Source organism: Pseudomonas sp. P7548, from assembly GCF_013386585.1.
Lineage (GTDB): Bacteria > Pseudomonadota > Gammaproteobacteria > Pseudomonadales > Pseudomonadaceae > Aquipseudomonas.
This window is the reverse complement of sequence record NZ_JACARO010000051.1, coordinates 69426-89992: the sequence shown is the minus strand read 5'-3', so window position 1 is coordinate 89992 and position 20567 is coordinate 69426. Positions and strand designations below refer to the sequence as shown.

At 63.7% G+C, this 20567-nt stretch carries 16 protein-coding genes and 1 pseudogene; 5 read left to right on the top strand and 12 right to left on the bottom strand.

The features are described 5' to 3' along the window. Positions 1 to 61: 61 nt before the first annotated feature. The gene (locus HX803_RS21175) at positions 62 to 739 is read left to right on the top strand and encodes a sterol desaturase family protein (RefSeq protein ID WP_178923224.1); all 678 of its coding nucleotides are present in this window, start codon (positions 62 to 64) and stop codon (positions 737 to 739) included. After that, positions 736 to 1836 (top strand): SMP-30/gluconolactonase/LRE family protein, encoded by a 1101-nt coding sequence (locus HX803_RS21170; protein ID WP_178923222.1) that lies wholly within the window; start codon positions 736 to 738, stop codon positions 1834 to 1836. Before HX803_RS21175 ends, HX803_RS21170 begins: the two co-directional genes overlap by 4 nt. 48 nt (positions 1837 to 1884) lie before the next feature. Here the strand turns inward: HX803_RS21170 and HX803_RS21165 are convergent, their stop codons facing one another. The 4 genes and pseudogenes from HX803_RS21165 to HX803_RS21150 all read right to left on the bottom strand — a co-directional run bounded on the left by HX803_RS21165 (position 1885) and on the right by HX803_RS21150 (position 7647). Continuing rightward, positions 1885 to 3345: a hypothetical protein gene (locus HX803_RS21165; RefSeq protein ID WP_178923220.1), complete on the bottom strand. Its 1461-nt coding sequence runs from the start codon at positions 3343 to 3345 to the stop codon at positions 1885 to 1887. 112 nt (positions 3346 to 3457) lie between these two features. Continuing rightward, positions 3458 to 4525, bottom strand: a complete 1068-nt coding sequence (locus HX803_RS21160; protein ID WP_178923218.1) for a lipocalin-like domain-containing protein — start codon at positions 4523 to 4525, stop codon at positions 3458 to 3460. Further along, positions 4515 to 6977: pseudogene (locus HX803_RS21155) on the bottom strand (FtsX-like permease family protein). The gene HX803_RS21160 and the pseudogene HX803_RS21155 overlap by 11 nt, the downstream one beginning before the upstream one ends. A gap of 1 nt (position 6978) precedes the next feature. Beyond that, positions 6979 to 7647 (bottom strand): ABC transporter ATP-binding protein, encoded by a 669-nt coding sequence (locus HX803_RS21150; protein ID WP_178923216.1) that lies wholly within the window; start codon positions 7645 to 7647, stop codon positions 6979 to 6981. A gap of 275 nt (positions 7648 to 7922) precedes the next feature. On the opposite strand from HX803_RS21150, the gene HX803_RS21145 reads away from it, so the two are divergent. From HX803_RS21145 to HX803_RS21135, 3 genes are all read left to right on the top strand, one after another. Next, positions 7923 to 8597: a histidine phosphatase family protein gene (locus HX803_RS21145; protein ID WP_178923214.1), complete on the top strand. Its 675-nt coding sequence runs from the start codon at positions 7923 to 7925 to the stop codon at positions 8595 to 8597. A 191-nt stretch (positions 8598 to 8788) separates the two neighbouring features. Then, the gene (gene arnT / locus HX803_RS21140; protein WP_178923212.1) at positions 8789 to 10444 is read left to right on the top strand and encodes a lipid IV(A) 4-amino-4-deoxy-L-arabinosyltransferase; all 1656 of its coding nucleotides are present in this window, start codon (positions 8789 to 8791) and stop codon (positions 10442 to 10444) included. A gap of 27 nt (positions 10445 to 10471) precedes the next feature. Further along, complete coding sequence (locus HX803_RS21135) at positions 10472 to 11989, top strand: glycosyltransferase family 39 protein (protein ID WP_178923210.1); 1518 nt, start codon at positions 10472 to 10474, stop codon at positions 11987 to 11989. A 9-nt stretch (positions 11990 to 11998) separates the two neighbouring features. Here the strand turns inward: HX803_RS21135 and HX803_RS21130 are convergent, their stop codons facing one another. The 8 genes from HX803_RS21130 to HX803_RS21095 all read right to left on the bottom strand — a co-directional run bounded on the left by HX803_RS21130 (position 11999) and on the right by HX803_RS21095 (position 20381). Then, the gene (locus tag HX803_RS21130; protein ID WP_178923208.1) at positions 11999 to 12586 is read right to left on the bottom strand and encodes an HD domain-containing protein; all 588 of its coding nucleotides are present in this window, start codon (positions 12584 to 12586) and stop codon (positions 11999 to 12001) included. Between the two features lie 91 nt (positions 12587 to 12677). Beyond that, a complete protein-coding gene (locus tag HX803_RS21125; protein ID WP_178923206.1) occupies positions 12678 to 13235 on the bottom strand; it encodes a helix-turn-helix transcriptional regulator in 558 nt (185 codons plus the stop codon). 94 nt (positions 13236 to 13329) lie between these two features. Next, positions 13330 to 14265 carry an ATP-binding cassette domain-containing protein gene (locus tag HX803_RS21120; protein WP_178923204.1) on the bottom strand — a complete coding sequence of 312 codons (936 nt, stop codon included), beginning with the start codon at positions 14263 to 14265 and terminating at the stop codon, positions 13330 to 13332. A gap of 145 nt (positions 14266 to 14410) precedes the next feature. Further along, positions 14411 to 15247, bottom strand: coding sequence for an alpha/beta fold hydrolase (locus HX803_RS21115; protein WP_178923201.1), 837 nt, complete (start codon positions 15245 to 15247; stop codon positions 14411 to 14413). Positions 15248 to 15398: 151 nt separating this feature from the next. Beyond that, positions 15399 to 17000 carry an ABC transporter ATP-binding protein gene (locus HX803_RS21110; RefSeq protein WP_178923199.1) on the bottom strand — a complete coding sequence of 534 codons (1602 nt, stop codon included), beginning with the start codon at positions 16998 to 17000 and terminating at the stop codon, positions 15399 to 15401. Continuing rightward, positions 16997 to 17824 carry an ABC transporter permease gene (locus tag HX803_RS21105; protein WP_178923197.1) on the bottom strand — a complete coding sequence of 276 codons (828 nt, stop codon included), beginning with the start codon at positions 17822 to 17824 and terminating at the stop codon, positions 16997 to 16999. The genes HX803_RS21110 and HX803_RS21105 overlap by 4 nt, the downstream gene beginning before the upstream one ends. Beyond that, complete coding sequence (locus HX803_RS21100) at positions 17824 to 18801, bottom strand: ABC transporter permease (protein ID WP_178923196.1); 978 nt, start codon at positions 18799 to 18801, stop codon at positions 17824 to 17826. Before HX803_RS21100 ends, HX803_RS21105 begins: the two co-directional genes overlap by 1 nt. Beyond that, positions 18798 to 20381, bottom strand: coding sequence for an ABC transporter substrate-binding protein (locus HX803_RS21095; RefSeq protein WP_178923195.1), 1584 nt, complete (start codon positions 20379 to 20381; stop codon positions 18798 to 18800). Before HX803_RS21095 ends, HX803_RS21100 begins: the two co-directional genes overlap by 4 nt. Between the last annotated feature and the right edge of the window lie 186 nt (positions 20382 to 20567).

Genomic DNA, 20567 nt, shown 5'->3' with positions numbered 1-20567 from the left:
AGCAAAACCCCACCCACCGACTAAGCTCACACCCCAACAAAAAAAACACCGAGCCCAAGCCATGCCCCACCCCACCGAAACCTTCCGCGCCCAGTACCGCGCCAACGTCCACCCCCGCTACAACCCCTGGCTGCACGCCGCATTCGTACTTGGCTACGGCGCAACCTGCATCACCCTGGCCTGGTCCTCCACCCACAGCATCACCCCACTCCAGTGGCTGACCGTCCCCCTGACCCTGGTGTTCTTCAACCTGTGCATCTACCTCGTGCACCGCCACCTCGGCCACCACAAACACACCTTCGCCCGGCTGTTCTACGCCCGACATACCGGTGACCACCACAGTTTTTTCACCCCCGGCCACATGACCTACGACAGCCCCCGGGACTGGCGTGTGATCCTCTTCCCCGCCTGGTTGATCGTGCTGCACAGCCTGGCGATCACCCTGCCCGCCTGGTGGTTGCTCAAGCAACTGAGCCCCAACGTCGCCGGGCTTTTCGCCGGATGCATGCTGCTGGGCTACCTGCTCTACGAAGTGTTCCACGCCTGTGAACACCTGCCCGCCGAACACCCGGTGGCGCGCCTGCCGTGGATCCGGCAGATGCACCGCCTGCACGCCCTGCACCACCGCCGCGAACTCATGCAGGGGCGCAACTTCAATATCGTTTTCCCCCTGATGGACTACCTGTTCGGCACCCTGCACTGGGAGCCGAACGCCCACGACAACCAGGAACCGTCATGAGTACCCGTCCCAAGAAACTGCGTCATCTGCTGTTCGTACTGCTGCTGGCCGTGATTGCCTTTTTGCTGTTGATGCCGACCAAGGTGCAGCCGGTGAACTGGTCGCCACCCAAGGCGCCGTCGATGAAAGAGGGGCCCTTTGCCGAGAATCAGCGACTCAAGGATGTGCAATGGATCGGCGCCCAGGACATCGCCGGGCCCGAGGCCCTGCTGTTGGATGCCCAAGGTTTTCTGATCAGCGGGCTGCATGACGGGCGCATCATCCGCACCTCACCCGACAGCCACACCCTGGAAGTATTGGCCAATACCGGTGGGCGTCCCCTCGGCATGGCATTGCACCCGGATGGGCGCCTGATCATTGCCGACGGGATCAAGGGCTTGCTCGCACTGGATGCGAACCGCCAGCTCGTGCCCCTGAGCAGCAGCGCCAATGGTGTGCCCTTCGGCTTTACCGATGACGTGACCGTGGACGCCAGCGGGCGCTATGCCTACTTCAGCGATGCATCGAGCCGCTGGGGCTATGGGCAGGATGGCGAAGCCGTGATCGAACACGGCGGTGACGGCCGGCTGTTGCGCTATGACTTCAGCAACGGCAGCACCGAGGTACTGCTCGATCATCTGCAATTTGCCAACGGCGTTGCCCTCGGCCCGGATGAAAACTACGTGCTGGTCAATGAAACCGGCGCCTATCGCATCAGCCGCTACTGGCTCAAGGGCGAGCGAGCGGGCAGCCACGACCTGTTTATCGACAACCTGCCAGGCCTGCCGGACAACCTCAGTTTCAACGGCCACGACCGTTTCTGGGTGGCGTTGTACTCGCCACGCAACCCGCTGCTGGATGGTTTCGCCGGTTACCCGTTGCTGCGCAAGGTGATGGTGCGGGCGTTGATGGTGGTGCCCAAGCCGATCGAGCGCAAAGCCTTCGTGCTGGGATTGGACACCGAGGGCAAGGTCATCGCCAACCTGCAGGATGGCAGCGCGGGTAACTATTCACCCATCACCACCGCCCGGGAATACGGCGACTGGCTCTACCTCGGTTCGCTGAAAAGCACGAGCATGGCGCGCCTGCCGCTGAAGCTGGCCTTGGCCCGGGAATAAAAAAAGGGGCAGCCCTTGCAGGCTGCCCCTCCTCGTTCACTCAGTGCATCAATGGATGATGTCCTGGGTGCAGATATGCCCGAAGGTCACGTAAGGCACGTTGTCGCCGCCCACGCCCACACCCGGGAACTCGTCCAGCTCGATCCGCCAGCCGCCGAAGTTGAAGGTGGTGGCCCAGTTGTACTTCACGCCGGTGCTGCTGTCCGGGTACTCCACGCGGTACTCGCCGAAGCAACCGCCCAGTGCCGCACCCGAAAGAGACGCACCTGCGCTGTCGGTGGAGGCCTTGAAGTCGGTCCAGTTGAACTCGGTGCCAGTGAAGTGCTTGTCAACGCGCAGCACCGGGGTAACGCCCAGCAGCGGTGCGCCCGTGGAGTCGGACCATTGGGTGTTCCAGGTCAGGTTCCGTGCCGCCTGGGTGGCCATCCAGAAGATCGTGCTCGGCACGCGGACCACGTTGTCGCCCTTCACGTCGAAGCTGTTCAGGCGCGGTGCCGACCCCAGGGTGAGCTTGTACTGGGCGGTAGGGTCCTGGACCACGGCCGGGTTGGCCCGCACACGAACCTGGGCCACATAGCCCGGCGTGACTCCGGAGAGGGTCATGCTGTTACCGGCCGGCACCACCACCCAGTTGTTGCCCTCCAGGCGCTCAAAGATCCACTGGTTACGCACGCCCTTCTGATCATCGCTCAAGGCCATCGCCACGTTCTGGCCACGGGTGGCCTGGAAGGCGAAGTAGTCGATATCGTTGGGGTTGTCGATATTGCCCGTCACGCGGTTCAAGGCATCAGGCAGCACAAACGAGGTCTGCGGGGTGTCGTTGGGTTCATAGGCATCGATGTTGAAGTCCACCCCTACGCCAAAACTGAACTGGGCGTTGTTGGCCTCATTGGCCACCATGTACCAGTAGTAGTCACCTGCCGGCAGCACGGCGCTCAGGTATTCATCGGCATTGCCCGGGTTGTCGGACGTACCGAGAAGCTCCAGGTTGCCCTGGCCATCGTCGCGGAACAGGCTCAGCGACATGTTGGCACCCGCACTCTGGTCAACCAATTGCACCAGCGCACGACCGTTCTGTGGCAGGTGGAAGTGGTAGGGGAAATCCTGGCCGGTCTGCACTTCGCTCAGGGTGTAGAGGGTGTTGATGTCCAGCGTCGGGAACAGCGGTGCAAACTCGGCCGCCGCGACCTTGAGCTTGTCCTGGTCGGGCTTCTTCAGCTCGCTGTCGACGGTGGCAACGGCGGAGAGTTTCGCCGCCTTGCTCGCCACGGCCTTGGCCGGCGCTTTTGCGGTCATGGCCGCCTTGAGCTTCTGCTGAAGCGGGGAGGCAACCGGCTTGGCGTCGAGCTTGCCACCGGACTTGAGGGCTTTGTGCACCGCCTCCTTGACGGCCTGGGCGCTCACCTTGGGGAGGGCTTGCGAAGGATATTGTTCGGCCAGGGCAAAGGCCGAGACAAAGCAGGAGGCCGCCATGGCCGCGCCCAACATAAAGGCTTTTTTCGATTTCATTTTTTATCCATCCATAGTTAAAAACTGAAGTTCAGGTGACATCCGGTCACCTGGGATGGAATCTAGCCAGATACTGTATGCATGTCCAGTATTTTTATGAAATTTTCTTCACCTAGTAGCCGGTCATTTCCAGATAGCCGACCCCGCCGTCGAACTGCACCGGCCCTTCCCAGTAAGGAATGCTCAGGTTCATCCAGGCCTTCGGGTTGACCGCCTGGGGGGTGATATCCAGCTGTTTGCCGGGGATTTTCAACGACCAGCGCGTGGGAATACGGCGCCCGTCGATGTCGGTGGTGGCCAGTGGCGTGAGCTGGATGTCGGCGTTGTGCAAGGTCTGGGTGCGGCCCTGCGCATCGATCCAGGTGCCCGTCAGGTAACCCCCGCCGTCGGTTTGCCGCACGCGAAACAGCATCAACTGTTCGCCACGGTCCAGGTGCAGGGAGAACCAGTCCCAGCCGGTCTGGCTGGCGGCCAGGGGTTGGCTGCTCCACTCGCGTTCGAGCCACGCGGTGCCACTGACCTGATACGCCTTGCCATCGATCGTCACGCTGCCGCTGGCGGTGAAAAACGGCTGGCTGTAGTAATACGACGCCTGGCCCTGATCGGATTTGCGGCTGTAGCCGTTGTCACCTTGCAGCACCAACGGGCGGCTGGAGGTCAGGTGCAAGTCGTAGGCGAACTGCGGGCCGTGGGCCTTGAGTTGCATGTCGGCCAGGGGGTTTGCGGCGCCGGGGCGAGTGGCGAAGCTCCAGTCGTCGATCCACGCATTGAACGGCGCCGCCTGGGCCCCCGCCTGGCCAACACCCCCACGCGCATAACGCTCAGCGGCGTAATGCCGGGTGGCCGACGTGACAGCCGCGTGCCCCAGCCAGATCGTCGGGTCCTGCCACCCCGCCTGTGCCGGCCCGGCCTTGAGGGCGTTGCGGAACAAGGTCCATTGCACGCCGAACACGTGGCCGTCGGCATCCTTGAGATTGGCAGTGACGTACCACCACTCGATGCGGAAACCGGCGTGAGGCCCATGGTCCTCGGGAAAGCTGAACACCTTGCCCGGCACCACCTGGGCAAAGTCCGCCGCCGCGCTGCCCAAGCCGGCGAAACTCTCCTGGGGTGCGGGCGCCTGATCGCAGGCACTCAACAGCACCAACAAGGCCCCAACCAGCAACGCCTTAATCTTCATGGGCAAAGGTCCTGAGCAAATCCGCCGGGCGACTGCGGTACAACTGCCACAGCGGCCAGGCCGACGCCAGGGACGTGGCCAACATCGCCAGCCCCAGCAATTGCGCCAGTTGCCACGGGAACACCTGCAACGGCAGGCGCCAACCGAACGCCTGCACATTGATCACCGCGTCCAGGCACCAGGCCAGCAACAGCCCCAGAGGCAACGCCAGCACCAGGGTCAAGAGCGCCAGCAGCCAGGTCTGCGCCAGGTTGAGCAGCATCAGTTGGCGGCGCGTCACCCCCAGCGCCCACAGCGGCGCGAGCTGGCCGAGGCGGCTCTGGCTCTGGGTCAACAGGCTGATGAACAGTGCCACGCCGGCCACGCCGAGGGTAAGGCTGTTCAGCGCGGCGGTGGCGGCAAAGGTGCGTTCGAACACCTGGCTCGAATAGCCCTTAAGCTGCTGTTGATCGACAATGCGGCTGTCCTCCAGCGCAAATGCGTGCTGCACGTCCCGCACCAGCGGCGCCACATCCTCGGGCGCCATGCGCAGGTTAAAGCGGGCCGGTGACAGCGTCGGCCAATGGGCCAGCAAGTGGGAGGAATTGACCAGCACATGGCCCTTGGGGTTGCCGTAGTCGGCTTAGATACCCACCACCGTGGGTGACCAGGGCCCCTGAGGCGTGGGAATGCTCACCTCATCACCCAGTCGCACGTTCAAGCGCCGCGCCAGTTGCTCGCTGAGCATCAAGGTGTCGCCCTGCTGCAACTGGTCCCACGGTTGATTAACCGCGTCAAGCAAAGGCCAGTGCTGGCGATAGGTAGGGTCGTCGATCACCCCGAACACATCGGCCGGCCAACCTTGCAACTGCGTCGACACTTGCCAGGTCGGCAGCACCGTTTTCACCGTTGGCTGCTGCGCCAACCAGTGGCTCATTTGTTCGGCCTGCGCCGGGTTCTGCGGATTGAGATACAGCTCGGCGGTAAGGCGTTGCTCCAGCCAATTATTGAAGGTCTGGCGAAAGCCCGAAGTCATGGAACCCGCGCCGATGTTCGCCGCCAGCGCCAACAGCAGCGCCATCAACGCCAGGCTCAACGCCGGCAGTTGCTGGCGGCAGTCGGCGAGAAACCATTGCCCCAGCACCGAGCGGCTGCGCCCGAGCACCGCCTTCAATACCGCATTGAGGATCACCGGCAAACCCAGGGCAGCCCCCAACAGCAACGCGGCCATCAGCACAAAACCGGCGGCCAGGCTGTTGCCCAATCCCAGCGCCAACAACGCAACCAGCAACGCTGCAGCCGCCACCCAACCCTGGCGTCGCAACCAGCGCCCATGGGCCTCGTGCCAGGCCTGGGCATTGGCCAGGGCCAGCAACGGCAGGCGCGCTGCTCGCCACAGGCTGCCTGCCCCTGCCAACAGTGCACCGAGCAGGCTCAAACCCAACCCGCTCAACCACCAGCCAGGGCTCAAGCTCAACTGGCCGGGCACTTCGGCGCCGTACAAGCCACGCAAGCTGGCCGCCACGTCCGGCAGCAGCAGGCTGGCCACCAGGTAACCGCTGGCCACGCCGAGCACGCCACCGAGCAGCGACAACACGCCCAGCTCCACCCCCAGGCTGAGGATCAGCATCCGCGCACTGACCCCGCAGGCGCGCAAGGTACGTAGCAGCCCGCGCCGCTGCTCCAGCGCCAGGCCGATGGCGGCATGCACGATAAACAGTCCTACCACAAACGACAGCAAGCCCAGCGCGTCGAGGTTCAGGTGAAAGCTTTCGGTCAGCCGTGAGAGGTTGTTGTCCTCGGCCTGATGCAGTTGCAACTCGGCAGGCGGAGTGGGATGGGTGGCGGCAAAGGCGTTGTCCAGCAGCAGCCGCGACAAACGCCCAGGCATCTCCAGCAAGGGTTGGGCAAAGCCGATGTCGGTAAGCAACAACCCGGGGGCCATGTCCGTTTGAACCTGCAACGGCGGCAAGGCCTGCCCGCTTGCCGTCTGCGGTTGATCACCCGGGTGCAGCCCCAGGGATTGCAATGTCTGCGGGGCCACCCAAGTACGTCCCGGCGGCGCGAAGAACGCGGCCATCTGCGCCTGGCTCAGGCGTTGCCCGGCCACTGCGGCATTACCGGGTAATGACACGGGATCGATGCCCATCAGTTGCAGGCGCACCTCGTCATGCCCCTTGAGCACCACCCGCCCCTGCACCACCGGCGACACCGGCCACCCCGCGCGACGTAGTTGGGCAAACAGGGCCTGGGGGAAGCTCGATGCACCGGTCGCACTGAGGCTGGCTTGAGGCTCACCGCCAATCAATTGGCTGGCGCGGGCGTAGCTGTCCCGCGCCTGGCTGTTGAGCGCTTGCACACCGGTCAACAACGCCGTGGCCAGCCACAGCCCGGTCAACACGCTGAAGAACTGCACGGGATGGCGCCGCCAGTGGCTCAGCAGCGCACGCAACGCCCAATAAAAAACGCCCACCTCAACGCGCGTCCGCCGGTACGACGCGCCCACGCTGCAACATCACCTGGTGGTCGAGCCGTGCGGCAATGCGCGGGCTATGCGTGACCATCAGCAGACTGGTGGGGCTGTCGCGCAACAGGTCCAGCAACAGTTGCAGCACGTCATCGCTGGTGGCTTCGTCGAGATTGCCGGTGGGTTCATCGGCCAGCAACAAGCCCGGCCGCGAGGCCAATGCACGCCCCACCGCCACCCGCTGCTGCTGGCCACCGGAGAGCTGCTCCGGGTAGCGCTTGAGCAAGTCGCCCAGCCCCAGGCGCTCCACCAGGTGCGCCTGCCACTGCGGATCAAGACGCCCGGCCAGGCGCGCCTGGAACGCCAGGTTGTCCTCCACGCGCAAACTGCCGATCAGGTTGAACTGCTGGAACACCAGGCCGATCTCGGTGCGCCGCCAGTGGGCCAGTTGCGCCTCACTCAATTGGTCAAGGCGCTGCTCGCCCACCTGGATGCTGCCACCGTCCACTCGGTCGAGGCCGGCCACCAGGTGCAGCAAGGTGCTCTTGCCACTGCCCGACTCGCCCATCAGCGCCAGGCTGCTGCGCGCCGCCAAGTGCAAGTCGACACCTGCCAGCACCGCCAGGGGCCCTTGCGCGGTGGCGTAACTTTTGAGAACACCTTGCACGTGCAACATACATACGCTCGCTCGGGGGACTGCCAACGAGGATAACGGCTGACTTTGCGCGCCGTGCGAATTTTTCACATGGATTTCACCGGCCGCCCACCCATGCCTCTCTACATTGCCCTCCACGCGTCGTAGAGCGGCAACTTGTTAGTTGCCAATGACGGCAACTTTTAACAGCTGGATGTTCAGCGAAAAGACAGCAGCCCTGTGACAGTCTCCTACTCCACTACGGGCATCCGTCAATGCGCTGCGCCTGTTTGATAACAACACTGCCAACAGTGCCCATGGTGAATAGTGTGGTTGACCTTACCCTGACCAAACCGCGTGTGCGCCGAGGCCTTTTCAGGCGCCTGAAAAGGCTCTGGCTGGGCATGGCCATCGTCAGCCTGCTGGTGTCCGGTTTCGTGTTCTGGCCTCGGTCGCCGACGAACCTGGGCGTGCGCAACCACCTGATCAACTCCGGGCTCCTGGCCAGTTGGCGCAACGGCGACGTGGTGGTGCTGGTACGCCATGAAGAACGCTGCGACCGCTCGAAAAATCCCTGCTTCGGTCCGGCCGACGGCCTCACGATCAACGGCACGCAGCACGCCAGCGAACTGGGCAAAGCCTTCCACGCCCTGGGCATGCAGGCGACGGACGTGCTCAGCAGCCCCACCACTCGCACCGCCCAGACGTCACTGTTCGTCTTCGGCAAGACCGAGCTGTCCGCCGGCCCGCTGGCCATCTGTGGAGACGCCATGGGTGAAGAGATCCTCAGCAACAAACGCCCCGACCACAACCTGGTGCTGATCACGCACAGCGCGTGCATCAACGACTTCGAACAGGCCTTGGGGTTCCCCCATGCCATCACCGCCGAATACGGCAGCGCGCTGTTCGTCAAGGTACTGCCCAATGGCAAGTTCAAGACCCTGGGCATTATGAACAGCCAGGATTGGCCCGCCGCGCTCAAACAACTTTAAACACACTTTTTTACATATCCAGCGGCTGTCGTGTTCAGCAAAACGACAGCCCGTTTCTGGCATGTTTAGTTGTGCCTGTTAGTTAGGGACGCCATGATTATTTTCAGTGACTTAGTGAACACTTTGATGTTTTGCACTACTACTTTCCTGCACCCTTTTTCTGCCATTGAACGTCAAGGAGCGACGTTTTTATGACCCGTTTGAAACCCCTGCCCGTGTTGCTGCTGGCCTTCGCCGTGTTCTACCTGTTGCCCATGGGCCTGCATGGCTTGTGGATTCCGGATGAAACACGCTACGCCCAGATCAGCCAGGAAATGCTCCTGAGCGGCAACTGGGTGGCACCGCACTTCATGGGTGTGCGCTACTTCGAAAAACCGTCTGCCGGCTACTGGTTGATTGCCTTGGGCCAGGCAGTGTTTGGTGAAAACCTGTTCGGCGTGCGCATTGCCTCAGCCCTCACCACCGGCCTGAGCGTGCTGCTGGCCTACGTCATCGCACGCCGCCTGTGGAACGACCCACGCAAGAGCTTCGCCTGCGCCCTGCTCTACATGAGCTTTGGCCTGGTGGCCGGGCAAGCCGGGTATTCGAACCTCGATCCGCAGTTCACGTTGTGGGTCAACTTGAGCTTCGTTGCGCTCTGGTTTGCCCTCGACAGCCAGACGGCCCGCGGCCGACTCCGTGCCTGGGTATTGCTGGGCGTGGCCTGTGCCATGGGTTTCATGACCAAGGGCTTCCTAGCCTGGCTGCTGCCCGTGCTGATCGCTGTGCCCTACATGCTCTGGCAACGCCGCCTGGGTGAGCTGGTGCGCTATGGCTCGCTGGCCATCCTAGTCGCCGTGGTGGTGTGTCTGCCGTGGGTGTGGGCGATTCATCTGCAGGAGCCGGACTACTGGCGCTTTTTCTTCTGGCACGAGCACATCCGTCGTTTCTCTGCCGACAATGCCCAGCACGCCCGCCCGTGGTGGTTCTTCCTGCCGATCATGGTGGTGTCGTGCCTGCCGTGGGCGGCGCTGTTGCCCAGCACCGCGCTCAAGACCTGGAAAGAAAAAGCCCAGCCGAAGATGGTGTTCCTGGCCCTGTGGCTGCTGCTGCCCCTGGGCTTTTTCAGCCTGAGCAACGGCAAGCTGCCGACCTACATCATGCCGTGCCTGCTGCCCCTGGCCTTGCTGATGGGGCACGCCCTGATCGACCAACTCAACCAGGGCAAGACCCGCGCCTTGCGCTGCAACGGCCTGCTCAACTTCGCCATCGGCCTCGTGGCCATGGGCGCGCTGATCTACCTGCAGATCGATGACCCGCTCTACAGCAACAGCCACGCAGAGATGTTCAGCCTGTCCCTGGCCTTTATCGTGCTGCTGGGCTGGATCCTCGCCAACCTGCTGCAAGCGTTCCGCCCGCTGACGCTGTGGGCCATGCCGGCGCTGGGCATCGGCCTGCTGGTCGCGTTGCTGCCGGCCGGCATGCCCGAAGAGATCACCGATAACGAAATGCCCGACCAGTTTGTGCTGGAGCATCTGGATGAATTGCAACAAACCCATGCTTTGCTGAGCAACGAGTTGGGTTCGGCGTCTGCCTTGTCCTGGCGCCTGCGCAGGCCAGAAGTGGCGTTCTACGACACCGAAGGCGAGCTGCGCTATGGCCTCAAGTACGCGGGTTCAGTGCACCGCAAAGTCAGCCTGGAGAGTGTGCAGCCGTGGCTGGCCGAGGCCCGCCAACAGGGTTCGGTCGGCGTGCTGATGCGGGTCAAGAGCACCAGCGAACATCGCGAGGAGGGCCAGTTGCCTGCGGGCGGCAAACGGTATCGCAAGGGCGCCTTGTTACTCATCATTTACCCGAAACTTCCTTAACGCGGCGCTTGCCACGAGTACAGCCCCATGAGTGTCTGGAAAACCGAACGCGGCGCCCTGCTGTTGCTGCTGGGCGTCTCGGCGCTGCTGCTGTTGGCAGGCCTGGGCAGCCGCGACTTGTGGGGGCCGGAAACCCGCTGGGCCAACATCGCCCTGCAGATGCTGCAAAGCGGCGATTACTTCGACCCGTTTCTCAAGGGCGCGCCCTACTACGACAAACCCCTGCCGTCGTACTGGCTGATCACCGGCTTTGCCAACCTGATGGGCGGGCTCGGCCCTTGGTCGTTGCGCCTGTCGTCGGTGATCGCGGCGTGGCTGAGCATCTGGCTGGTCTACCTGATCGGCGAGCGCCTGTTCCGCAAGGGCACCGGGCTGATTGCCGGCTGGATGCTCGCCACCACCTTCTACTTCCTGTTCTGGGCCCGGGTGGCCACCGCCGACATACTCACCGTGTGCGGCGTGCTGGCGGCCGTGTGGTGGTACTGGCGTGGGCCGGATGACACTCGGCTGGGCCGCTACTGCGTGTTTTTCCTGCTGCTGGCGGCCACGTCGCTGTTCAAGGGGCTGATCGGTTTTGTGCTGCCCGGCCTGGTGCTGCTGCCACACCTGCTCAGCCAGGGGCGTTACAAACGTCACCTCAACCTGCGCGTGCTGCTGGCGCTGGTGATTGCGGCGGGGTTCTATGCCATTCCGTTCGTGCTGTCCCACCTCTACGGCGCACCGACCTACGGCGAAAGCGGCCTGGAACTGGTGTTCAAGGAAAACGTGGTGCGCTTCTTCGACCCCTTCGACCACATGGGGCCGATCTACACCTACCTGATCTACCTGCCCGCCTACACCCTGCCCTGGGCACCGTGCTGGGTGCTTGGCCTGTGGCTGGCGCTACGGCACTGGAAGCAATCCCCGCCCAACGTGCGCTGGCTGGTATGGGGCCTGGGCCTGCTGTTTGTGTTCTTCACCGCCAGCGGCAGCCGCCGCAGCTACTACGTGCTGCCGCTGGTGCCGTTTGCACAACTGCTGGCCGCCTGGTGGGTGAGCGAACGCCTGCAGAAAAAACCAGCCAGCTGGCCGCGTTGGCAGAAAGGGTTTGGCATCGCCGCTGCACTGATGCTGCTGGTGCTGGGTGTGGTCTACCCGTGGACCAACAGCAACGGCGGCGTCACCCGTTTCGTCGAAGACGTGCGAACCCAGGCCGTCAAGACCGCGCCCTGGAACCAGTGGCAGATGGTGCTGGTGGAAGTCGACAACAAGCTGCCGATGTACCTGCAAAACGGCGGCAAACCCTTCTACTACGTCGCCGAAACCCAGGACTTCCCACGCCAGGGCGACAGCGCCGCGATGTTGGCCTGGCTGGAAAAAACCAGCGGCCAAACCTTCGACCCGCAACGCACGATCATCTTCGCGCAATACTCCAAGGACGACCCCACGCCGCTGGCGTACTTGGGGGCTGATCATCAGGTGATCACCACCCAACCGGACAATGGCGAGCGGCTGTTTCAGAAGCGTGGCGGTGGCAGCGTGGCGTTTGTGCCATCGGCCCGATAGGCCAGCGAACTACTCGTCGCAGGCCTTGCTGTTGATGATGATTTTCTCCCGGGTGCCCTCGTCAATCAGGCTGCGAAGCAACTGGAAGAGGGGGTCGGCATCGGTATAGCGCTTGCCGTAGGCCAGGTTGAACTCATAGTCGAAACCGGGTGGGTTCTTGCCCTGATTGTGCTGCAGGAGGGTCTCCAGCTTGTCCAGCGCTTTGACGGCCAGGGCCTCGGGCGACTGCGCACGTTCGTAGTCATCCCAGAGCGCCAGCACCTCGGCCTGCAGCCTGTCATCCAAGGTGCGGGTCAGGCTCAGCAGATCGTTTCGCTCTTGCTCGCCCTTGTTGGGGAACAACGCCTGGCTGACGGCAGGAATGTCCCCATGGATCGCCTCGCCCAAGTCATGAATCACGCACATCTTGAGCACCTTCAGCACATCGAGATGGGCCAGTTGGTCGGCGAAGACCATCACCATCAGGCACAGGCGCCAGCTATGTTCCGCCGTGCTTTCGGCGCGCCCCGACGAGGTGTGCGCGCTTCTGAGCACGTCCTTGAGTTTTTCCGCCTCGCGAAGAAATTCAAGCCGCCCCTTGATTGTTTCAATCTCCATTACACCCTCTGCATACGCTATACGCCGTCATTACCAGCCTAGGCGCGGCAGGGGTGGACGTCCACGCATAAAATATGCGCGCAGCCGTGCTTCAGAGTGTCTCGACCAGGCGCGCGGCCGTTCCGTCCGAGAGTGGAATTCGCGTCCAGCGGCAACGACCGGGGCGAATGGGGACGAGCAGGGAGTCGTTGGCACCCGTGGTGAACTCCAGCGCCGGCGGCGCCAACGCGTCCCGCCATCCGGAGGCCTTGAGGGCCAGTTCCTTGCTGACGATGTCCGGCGTCGCGAAACGCCAGAGCGACTGCCCCAGCAACTCGCTGACAGGCTGGGTGAACTCGGCGGCCCGACCCGGCGAGCACGCCAGCAAACGATGGGTCAGGTCACAAATGAGGTGCATGGGCCGTGGGCTCTCGCTGACCAACCGGGCCAGCACTTGGTCGGCCGCTCCATCCAGGCGAGCCGCCAACAAGCCCTCCAACTGCTTGTGTGCCGCGCAGTCCATGGATTGCGTGCCGCTTTCCCAACGCGAAATGGTCGACTGAGTGACGCCGAACAGCTGCGCGGCATGCAGCTGTTTGACGCGGTGCAGCAGGCGCCAGCGTCGCAGCGCAATGCCAGGCAGGGCCAGGGGAAGCAAGGTGTCAGGCATTCTGGGCTACTGAAGTTTGCCGGGGGTACCAGTCTGGGGAATAAACGCCCGGCCCGCAAATGAACGGGATAAACGGGCACCGCACGGCGCATCACTAGACGTCCGGCGTGTATCCGCGCTTCGGGGGCAAGCCCGCGACGCCAGGATCGACCCGTAACCCCGCCAGTTGCTCCTGCACCGCCCGCCCTTCCGCCCGGTTGCGGATAAACCCGGCGCGGGTGAAGCGCTCCAGAAACGGAACCGGCAGCGTCTTGTCCGGCGTGACCCGCGGGTGCTCGGCCACATCGCCGAACAGGGTGTAGGCCGCGCTCGGCAGGTGCCGTGTGTTGAGGTCGCTGGTGAGGCGGCCTTCCTGCAGGACGATGGCGCGGTTGGTCACCCGTTGCAGGTCGGACAAGCGTTGCGAGATGTAGAGGATGGCCACGCCCCGGGCGCGTTGGCTGTCGATCAGGCCCAGCAGGCGCTCGGCATCGGTTGCCGACAGGGCAGCGGTGGGCTCGTCGAGGATCAGCAACTTGGGTTGCAGGGCAAAGGCCCGGGCCAGCACCAGCAGTTGCCGATCCCCCTGGCCGAGGCGCTCCACCGGGTGTTGCAGCGGCAGGTCCAGGCCCAGCCCGTCGGCGATGGCCTGGGCGCGTTGCAGCAGGTTCTTGCGGTTGAGCAGGAAGTCGGCGTCGGGCTGGCACAGCTCGTCGAGCAACAGGTTCTCGGCCACGCTCAGGCCGGGGGCAATACCGTCATCAGGGCGCTGGTGCACCGCCACGATGCCGACGCGACGGGCCGACAACGGCGAAACAAACCGCTGTTGCACCCCATCGACCCACACCTCACCCGTATCCGGCGCCAACAGGCCGCCGAGGATTTTCACCAGGGTCGACTTGCCGGCCCCGCTGGCCCCCAGCAATGCCACGCCTTCACCCGGGTAAATATCCAGGCTGACCTGATCCAGCGCCGACTGGGCGCCAAAGGCCTTGCTCAGGTGACGCACACGGACCAACGGCGCGGGTGCTGCGGCAACGGGGTTGCTCATGGCTAATCTCTAAGGCGGAACGATGACTCATTACAACGCGCGAAGACGCTGATTTATTCCGTGCAACAATGAGTTAGGTCCCGAATTAAATGCATTACCTTATGAACAATCCAATAGCTGAATCGCATAGCTGATGGTTTTTTGGTTATAAGCGTTTTGCCAGCAAGGTGTTGAATGCATTCAGCACCTGCACGGGCTTCTCCAGCATCAGTTGATGACCGCACGCCTCCAGCACCTGGAACTGCGCATTGGGCAATTGCGCGGCCAGGGCCTGGCCGCCACTGGCGGGCGTCAAGCCGTCGCTGTCACCGGCCAGAACACTCATCGGCAACGTCAGGGTGGGGATCCGTGAGGCGTCGGGCCAGCGCGCATGTTTCATCAGTGCCTTGAACATGTACAGCGGGTTGCGCTCGGTGAGCTTCTCTTCATAGGCCACCAGCGCCGGGTCGGCCGTGGCGTGCCAGGCGCGCTCGCGAAAGCCTTTGGCCAACAGCGGCCGCAGCCATTCGAGCAGCCATGCGGGCAAGGACATCAACCCGCCACGGGTCACCGGCCGGTGCAACATCGTGCCCAGCAACAGCACCGCTTCGACGGTCACACCGCTGTCGGCCAAGAGTGTGCTCAGGCTCAGTCCGGTGCCAAAGGAATGGGCCACGATCAGGTTATGGGCGCGCCCGTAGCGCTGCAGGATCGCCCCATAGTCCGCCACCAGTTCCGACCAGGCGTAGGCGCTTTCGTCGCGAGGCTTGGCGCTGTCGCCATGGCCCAGCAGGTCCCAGGCCACCAGGCTGTAGCCGTCGGCCTTGAGGGCCTGCCATTGCAGGCGCCATTGGTCCTTGTTGCCCCCGGCGCCGTGGCAGAAAAACACCACCGTGTCGGGTTTGGTGGCGCCCACGTGGTGGGCAATGCTCAGGGAGCGGTTGGGGCGGATATCCAAGCGCTCGCCACGCACAATCGGCAAGTCCGTAAAAGAAGTACTCATGAACTCAGCATTCCTCAAAAAACATCATCAGTGTGCCGCCGAACTTTGTAGTGAGCGGGCTTGCCCCGCGCGGCGCCAGTCCAGCCCCCGAGCATCTCCAGCCGGCGGCATGCGGGGTCAGGGAGGACGCCGCGCGGGGCAAGCCCGCTCACTACAGTGACATGGCGTTGGCCTCAGGTGCTGCGCATCGCAGCAGAGCGCGGGTGTAGGGGTGTTGGGCATCAGCGAACAGCCCAGCGGTGTCGCCCTGCTCCACCACCCGCCCGTTCTGCATCACCGCAATACGATCACACAACCGCGCCGCCACGCGCAGGTCGTGGGTGATGAACACGATGCTCAATTTCAGCCGCCGTTGCAGGGACTCCAACAGTTCCAGGATCTGCACCTGGATCAACGCATCAAGGGCCGACACGCACTCGTCGGCGATCAACACCTTCGGCTCCACCGCCAAGGCGCGGGCGATGCCGATGCGCTGGCGCTGCCCCCCGGAGAACTCATGGGGGTAGCGCTCGAACGCCGTGGCAGGCAAGCCCACCAGCTCCAGCAAGGCGCGCGCTCGTGCTTCAGCATCGGCTTTGGAGCGCCCTTGCACCAACGGCCCGGTCATGATGATGCGACCCACCGTCTGGCGCGGATTAAGCGAGGCGAACGGGTCCTGGAAGATCATCTGCACCTCGCTGCGCAGCGGCCGCAAGCGCCCTTCGGATAATCCCACCACATCTTGGCCAAGCCACTGGATGTGCCCGCTGTCGGCTCGTAACAAGCGCACCAGGCAGCGCCCCAAGGTGGACTTGCCCGAGCCGGACTCACCGACGATGCCCAGGGTCTCGCCTTCGCGCAGTTGCAACGCCACCGCGTCCAGCGCACGGGTAATGCGTCGCCCCCACCAGCCCGCGCGGGTGGTGAAGACTTTGTTCAACTGTTCGGCCTTGAGCACCACGGCCCCACTCACCACGCCACGGGGCTCCCGTGGTTGTGCCGAGACTGCCGCCAGCAGTTGCCGGGTATAAGGCGCCCGGGGTTCGTCCAGCACCTGGCGAGCGCCGCCCTGCTCCACCACACGCCCCTTTTCCAGCACCAGCACACGGTCGGCGATCGCTTCGACCACGGCAAAATCATGGGTGATCAACAGCAGCGCCATGCCCTTGTCCCGCTGGATCTTACGCAGCAGCTCAAGAATCTGCGCCTGGGTGGTCACGTCCAGCGCCGAGGTGGGTTCATCGGCGATCAACAGCGCCGGATCGAACGCCAGGGCCATGGCGATCACCACCCGTTGGCGCTGGCCACCGGACAGCTCAAAGGGATAGGCCAGGCGCAGGCGCTCGGGGTCCGGCAGCCCCACATAACCCAGCAGGTCTACCACCCGCTGGCGGCGCTCACCGGCCGATTTCACCCCATGGGCACGCAGGGTTTCATCAATCTGCTCACCCACCCGCAACAACGGGTTGAGCGCGCTCATCGGCTCCTGGAACACCATGCTGATGTCGCGCCCACGCAGCTCGCGCATGGCGGCTTCGCCACGGTTGGCCAAGTCTTCATCACGAAACACCAGGCGCCCGCTTTCCACCGTCAGCGGCGTCGGCAACTGGCGCAGCAGCGCCTTGGCCAGCATGGATTTACCCGAGCCGGACTCGCCCACCACACACAAGCATTCACCGCTGCGCAGTTGCAGTGACAGGTCGTACAGCGCATGGCTGCGATCCGCCCCCTCAGGCAAAGCGATACGCAGGTGTTCAACCTTCAATAACGTCATTGCGACCTCCCCGGCTCAAACGCCACGCGCAAGCCTTCGCCTACGCGGTTCACCGCCAGCACACACAACACGATCGCCAGGCCCGGCAGGAAGCTCATCCACCAGGCATCCCGCAACAGGCCACGGGAAGCGTTGATCATGTAGCCCCAGCTCATGGCTTCCGGGTCGCTCAAGCCAAGGAACGCCAGGGCGGCTTCGGTGAGGATCGCGGTGGCCATGACAAAGGTCATCACCACCAGCAGCGGCGCCAGGGCATTGGGCAGGATCTGCTGGGTGATGATCCCCAGCGGCGACTGGCCCAGCACACGGGCGGCCTGCACGAATTCACGCTGGCGCAGGGTGAGGAATTCACTGCGCACCAACCGCGCCACGGCCGGCCAGGCGACTAAGGCAATCGCCAGCACAATGGTGCCCAGCGACGGCTCCAGCACCGCCACCAGGATCACCGCCAACACCAATTGCGGGATGATCTGGAAAAACTCGGCGATACGCATCAACACGCCGTCGAGCCAACCGCCGAAGTAACCGGCGATGGCGCCGATGATCAGCCCCACCACCAGGGTTGCCAAACTGGCCAGCGCCCCCACGGCCAGGGACACCCGCGCCCCGTAGAGCAAGCCGCTGCCGAGGTCGCGCCCCAGCAGGTCACTGCCCAGCCAGTGGGCGGCGTCGTGAAACGGTGGCAACATCGGCCGGCTGTTCATTTCCCACGGCGAGCTGCTGGTGAGCCACGGCGCTGCCAGTGCCAGCGCCGCCAATACCAGCAAGAACAGCGCACCGGCCAGCGCCGAGGGTTGACGGATAAAGCGTCTGAACACCTCCATCAGCCCTGCCCTCCGGCGCCAATGCGCGGGTCGAGGTAACGGCAAATCACATCGGTCAACACGTTGAAGCCCACCACCAACATCGAGATCACCAGGAACCCGCCCATCAGCACGCCGTAGTCGCGTTGGGCCAGGGAGTCGTACATCAAGCGGCCGATGCCCGGCCACGCATACACCACTTCCACCAGCAAGGCGCCGCTGGCCAGCTGGCCCAGTTGCAGGCCGGCGAAGGTGACCACCGGCAGCAGCGCATTGCGCAAGACGTGCACGTACAGAATCCGCCGTGGGTGCAAGCCCTTGGCATGGGCCGTGCGCACGTACTCCTGGCCAAGGGCATCCAGCACGGCGGCGCGGGTCAGGTGGATGTACAGGGCGAGGAACAACACGCTCAACGACAGGCACGGCAACAGCAGGTGCTGCACACGGTCGAGCAGTGAAAAGTCCTGGCCCACGGTTTCCATGCCAAAGGCTGGCAACCAGTCCAGGCTCACGGAAAACAACAGGATCAACAGCATCGCCAGCCAGAACGGCGGCATCGCATACAACAGCAACGCCCCATGTGAAATCACCCCGTCGAGCCAGTGACGCCGTTGCCGTGCGCGCGCCGCCAGCACGCCCAGGGTCACCCCCAGCAGCGACGACAGCACAAACGCAGAACCCATCAAGGCCAGCGTTGCCGGCAAACGCTCGGCGATCAGCGACCACACCGACGTCTGGTTGCGGTAGGAGTACCCCAGGTCCAGGTGCGCGACATTGCCCAGGTAGATCAACAGTTGCTGCAGCAGTGGTTTATCCAGGCCCATGGTCTGGCGCAGTTGCTCGATGAATTGCACATCGTCCACCCCCGCCTCACCGGCCAGCAGCAACGCCGGATCACCCGGCGCGAGGTGGATCAACAGGAAGCTCAGCACCAGCACCGCCACCACCATCAGCAGCGCCTTGACCAGGCGCCCGCCGAGATACACCACGCCGTTCATGGCGCAGGCGCGTCGAGGTAAACGCTTTCGTAGTCTTCGTTGAGGCTGGTGGCGGTTTGCAGCAGGTTATGCACCTGCGTGTGGAACAGCGTCTGGTTGCGCATCTCGAAGATCGGCGCGATGGGCAGGTCGGTGTTCAGCCGGTTTTCCAGCTGGCTGTAGAGCTGGGTGCGCGCAGGGCCTTCAGGCGTGTCGGCGATTTTCGTCCACAAGGCATCGGCTTCAGGGCTGTTGTAGCCACTGACGTTGGCGAACGGTGAGGTCTTGAGGATGTAGTCGGAGCGGTACAGGTAGGCGCTGGTCAGGTAGGGGTCGCCGATCTGGAAGATGAAGTTGTAGGTCAGGTCGAAGTCCCAGTCGCTCACGCGCTGGAACCAGGTGGCGGCGTCGGACGTCACCACCTGCACCTTGAAGCCCAGTGGCTGCAGCGCTTGCTTGGTGTACTCGGCCAGGCGCTCCCAGGCACCGCCCTTCTCGCCGTTGAGCAGGCGGATACGCACCGCGCCCACGTCCACGCCGGATTCGGCGATCAGCGCCTTGGCCTTTTTCACGTCATAGGCGTACTGCGGCAATTGGGGGTCGTGGTAGGGCGTGCCCGACACGAATTCGCCCTGGGCGACCTTGCCCGAGCCGAAGAAGATGTTGTCCACGACAAACTGCCGGTTCAGCGCATACAGGATCGCCTGGCGCACCTTGGGGTTGTTCAGCGGTGGCTTGCGCGTGTTGATCTGCAGGAAGGCCAGGCCGGCATACAACTCCCAGCCTTTCTCGGAAGACTGCACATTCGGCAAGGCGCCCAGGCGCTTGAGGTCGGAATAGTCGGCATCGCCGCTGCGCAGCACCTGCACGTCATTGCGCTCGAAGGCTGCGGCGCGGGAGGAACCGTCGGGGATCACGTGAAAGACAATCCCGTCCAGGTGCGGCAGGCCTTTTTTCCAGTAGTTTGGGTTCTTGGCCAGCTTGATGTAGGCGCCGCGTTTCCACTCCACGAATACGAACGGCCCGGTGCCCACCGGCTTGAGGTTGTAGGGGTTGTTGCGAAAGTCAGTGTTCTCGTAAAGGTGCTTGGGCACCACCGGGCGCAGGCCGCTGCCCAGGGCCGAGAGCAACGGCGCGAAGGGTTTCTTCAGGTGGAAGACCACTTGCAGCGGGCCGGTGGCGGTGATGCTGTCGACGTACTCGGTGATGATGCCGCCCAGGCGCTTGTCCACTTCCGGGTAGAAGGTCTGGAAGCTGAACACCACGTCGTCGGCGGTGAACGCCGGGCCGTCGTGCCAGTGCACGTTGTCTTGCAGTTGGAAGGTGTAGGTGAGGCCGTCCGGGGAAATGGCCCAGGATTTGGCCAGCACCGGCTTGGGGTTCAGGTCCGTGTCGAAAGTCAGCAGGCCCTGGAGGATCTTGCCGCTGACGTATTGGGTGGACACATGGCTGACCACCCCGTGCATCAGCGACGGCGGTTCAGGCTGGGCCACCAGGTTCAGCACCCCGACCTCCTGGGGTTGCGCCTGGGCCTGGCCGGCCAGCAGCACGCTGCACAACCCCACGCAGGAGAGGGCACGGCGGAAAGAGAATGGGCGCATGGAGGCTCCTCGAATGGAAAGGTTCTGGGAGGGATTTTGCAAGGGCTGTGCCATGGGGGTTTTCGGCGCGATTGCGGGTCTTGGTTGCCGTCTGGGTGATGAAAAAACCACAGCGCCCTGCCCGAGTGTGCAAAAAGCAACAGCGCCTCACATCCAATGTGGGAGCTGGCTTGCCTGCGATAGCGG

What these genes read in the sequence shown, in the direction of transcription:
- HX803_RS21175 (WP_178923224.1), top strand. Translation starts at nt 62, where the DNA reads ATGCCCCACCCCACCGAAACCTTCCGCGCCCAGTACCGCGCCAACGTC.
- HX803_RS21170 (WP_178923222.1), top strand. Translation starts at nt 736, where the DNA reads ATGAGTACCCGTCCCAAGAAACTGCGTCATCTGCTGTTCGTACTGCTG.
- HX803_RS21165 (WP_178923220.1), bottom strand. Translation starts at nt 3,345, where the DNA reads ATGAAATCGAAAAAAGCCTTTATGTTGGGCGCGGCCATGGCGGCCTCC.
- HX803_RS21160 (WP_178923218.1), bottom strand. Translation starts at nt 4,525, where the DNA reads ATGAAGATTAAGGCGTTGCTGGTTGGGGCCTTGTTGGTGCTGTTGAGT.
- HX803_RS21150 (WP_178923216.1), bottom strand. Translation starts at nt 7,647, where the DNA reads ATGTTGCACGTGCAAGGTGTTCTCAAAAGTTACGCCACCGCGCAAGGG.
- HX803_RS21145 (WP_178923214.1), top strand. Translation starts at nt 7,923, where the DNA reads ATGGTGAATAGTGTGGTTGACCTTACCCTGACCAAACCGCGTGTGCGC.
- arnT (WP_178923212.1), top strand. Translation starts at nt 8,789, where the DNA reads ATGACCCGTTTGAAACCCCTGCCCGTGTTGCTGCTGGCCTTCGCCGTG.
- HX803_RS21135 (WP_178923210.1), top strand. Translation starts at nt 10,472, where the DNA reads ATGAGTGTCTGGAAAACCGAACGCGGCGCCCTGCTGTTGCTGCTGGGC.
- HX803_RS21130 (WP_178923208.1), bottom strand. Translation starts at nt 12,586, where the DNA reads ATGGAGATTGAAACAATCAAGGGGCGGCTTGAATTTCTTCGCGAGGCG.
- HX803_RS21125 (WP_178923206.1), bottom strand. Translation starts at nt 13,235, where the DNA reads ATGCCTGACACCTTGCTTCCCCTGGCCCTGCCTGGCATTGCGCTGCGA.
- HX803_RS21120 (WP_178923204.1), bottom strand. Translation starts at nt 14,265, where the DNA reads ATGAGCAACCCCGTTGCCGCAGCACCCGCGCCGTTGGTCCGTGTGCGT.
- HX803_RS21115 (WP_178923201.1), bottom strand. Translation starts at nt 15,247, where the DNA reads ATGAGTACTTCTTTTACGGACTTGCCGATTGTGCGTGGCGAGCGCTTG.
- HX803_RS21110 (WP_178923199.1), bottom strand. Translation starts at nt 17,000, where the DNA reads ATGACGTTATTGAAGGTTGAACACCTGCGTATCGCTTTGCCTGAGGGG.
- HX803_RS21105 (WP_178923197.1), bottom strand. Translation starts at nt 17,824, where the DNA reads ATGGAGGTGTTCAGACGCTTTATCCGTCAACCCTCGGCGCTGGCCGGT.
- HX803_RS21100 (WP_178923196.1), bottom strand. Translation starts at nt 18,801, where the DNA reads ATGAACGGCGTGGTGTATCTCGGCGGGCGCCTGGTCAAGGCGCTGCTG.
- HX803_RS21095 (WP_178923195.1), bottom strand. Translation starts at nt 20,381, where the DNA reads ATGCGCCCATTCTCTTTCCGCCGTGCCCTCTCCTGCGTGGGGTTGTGC.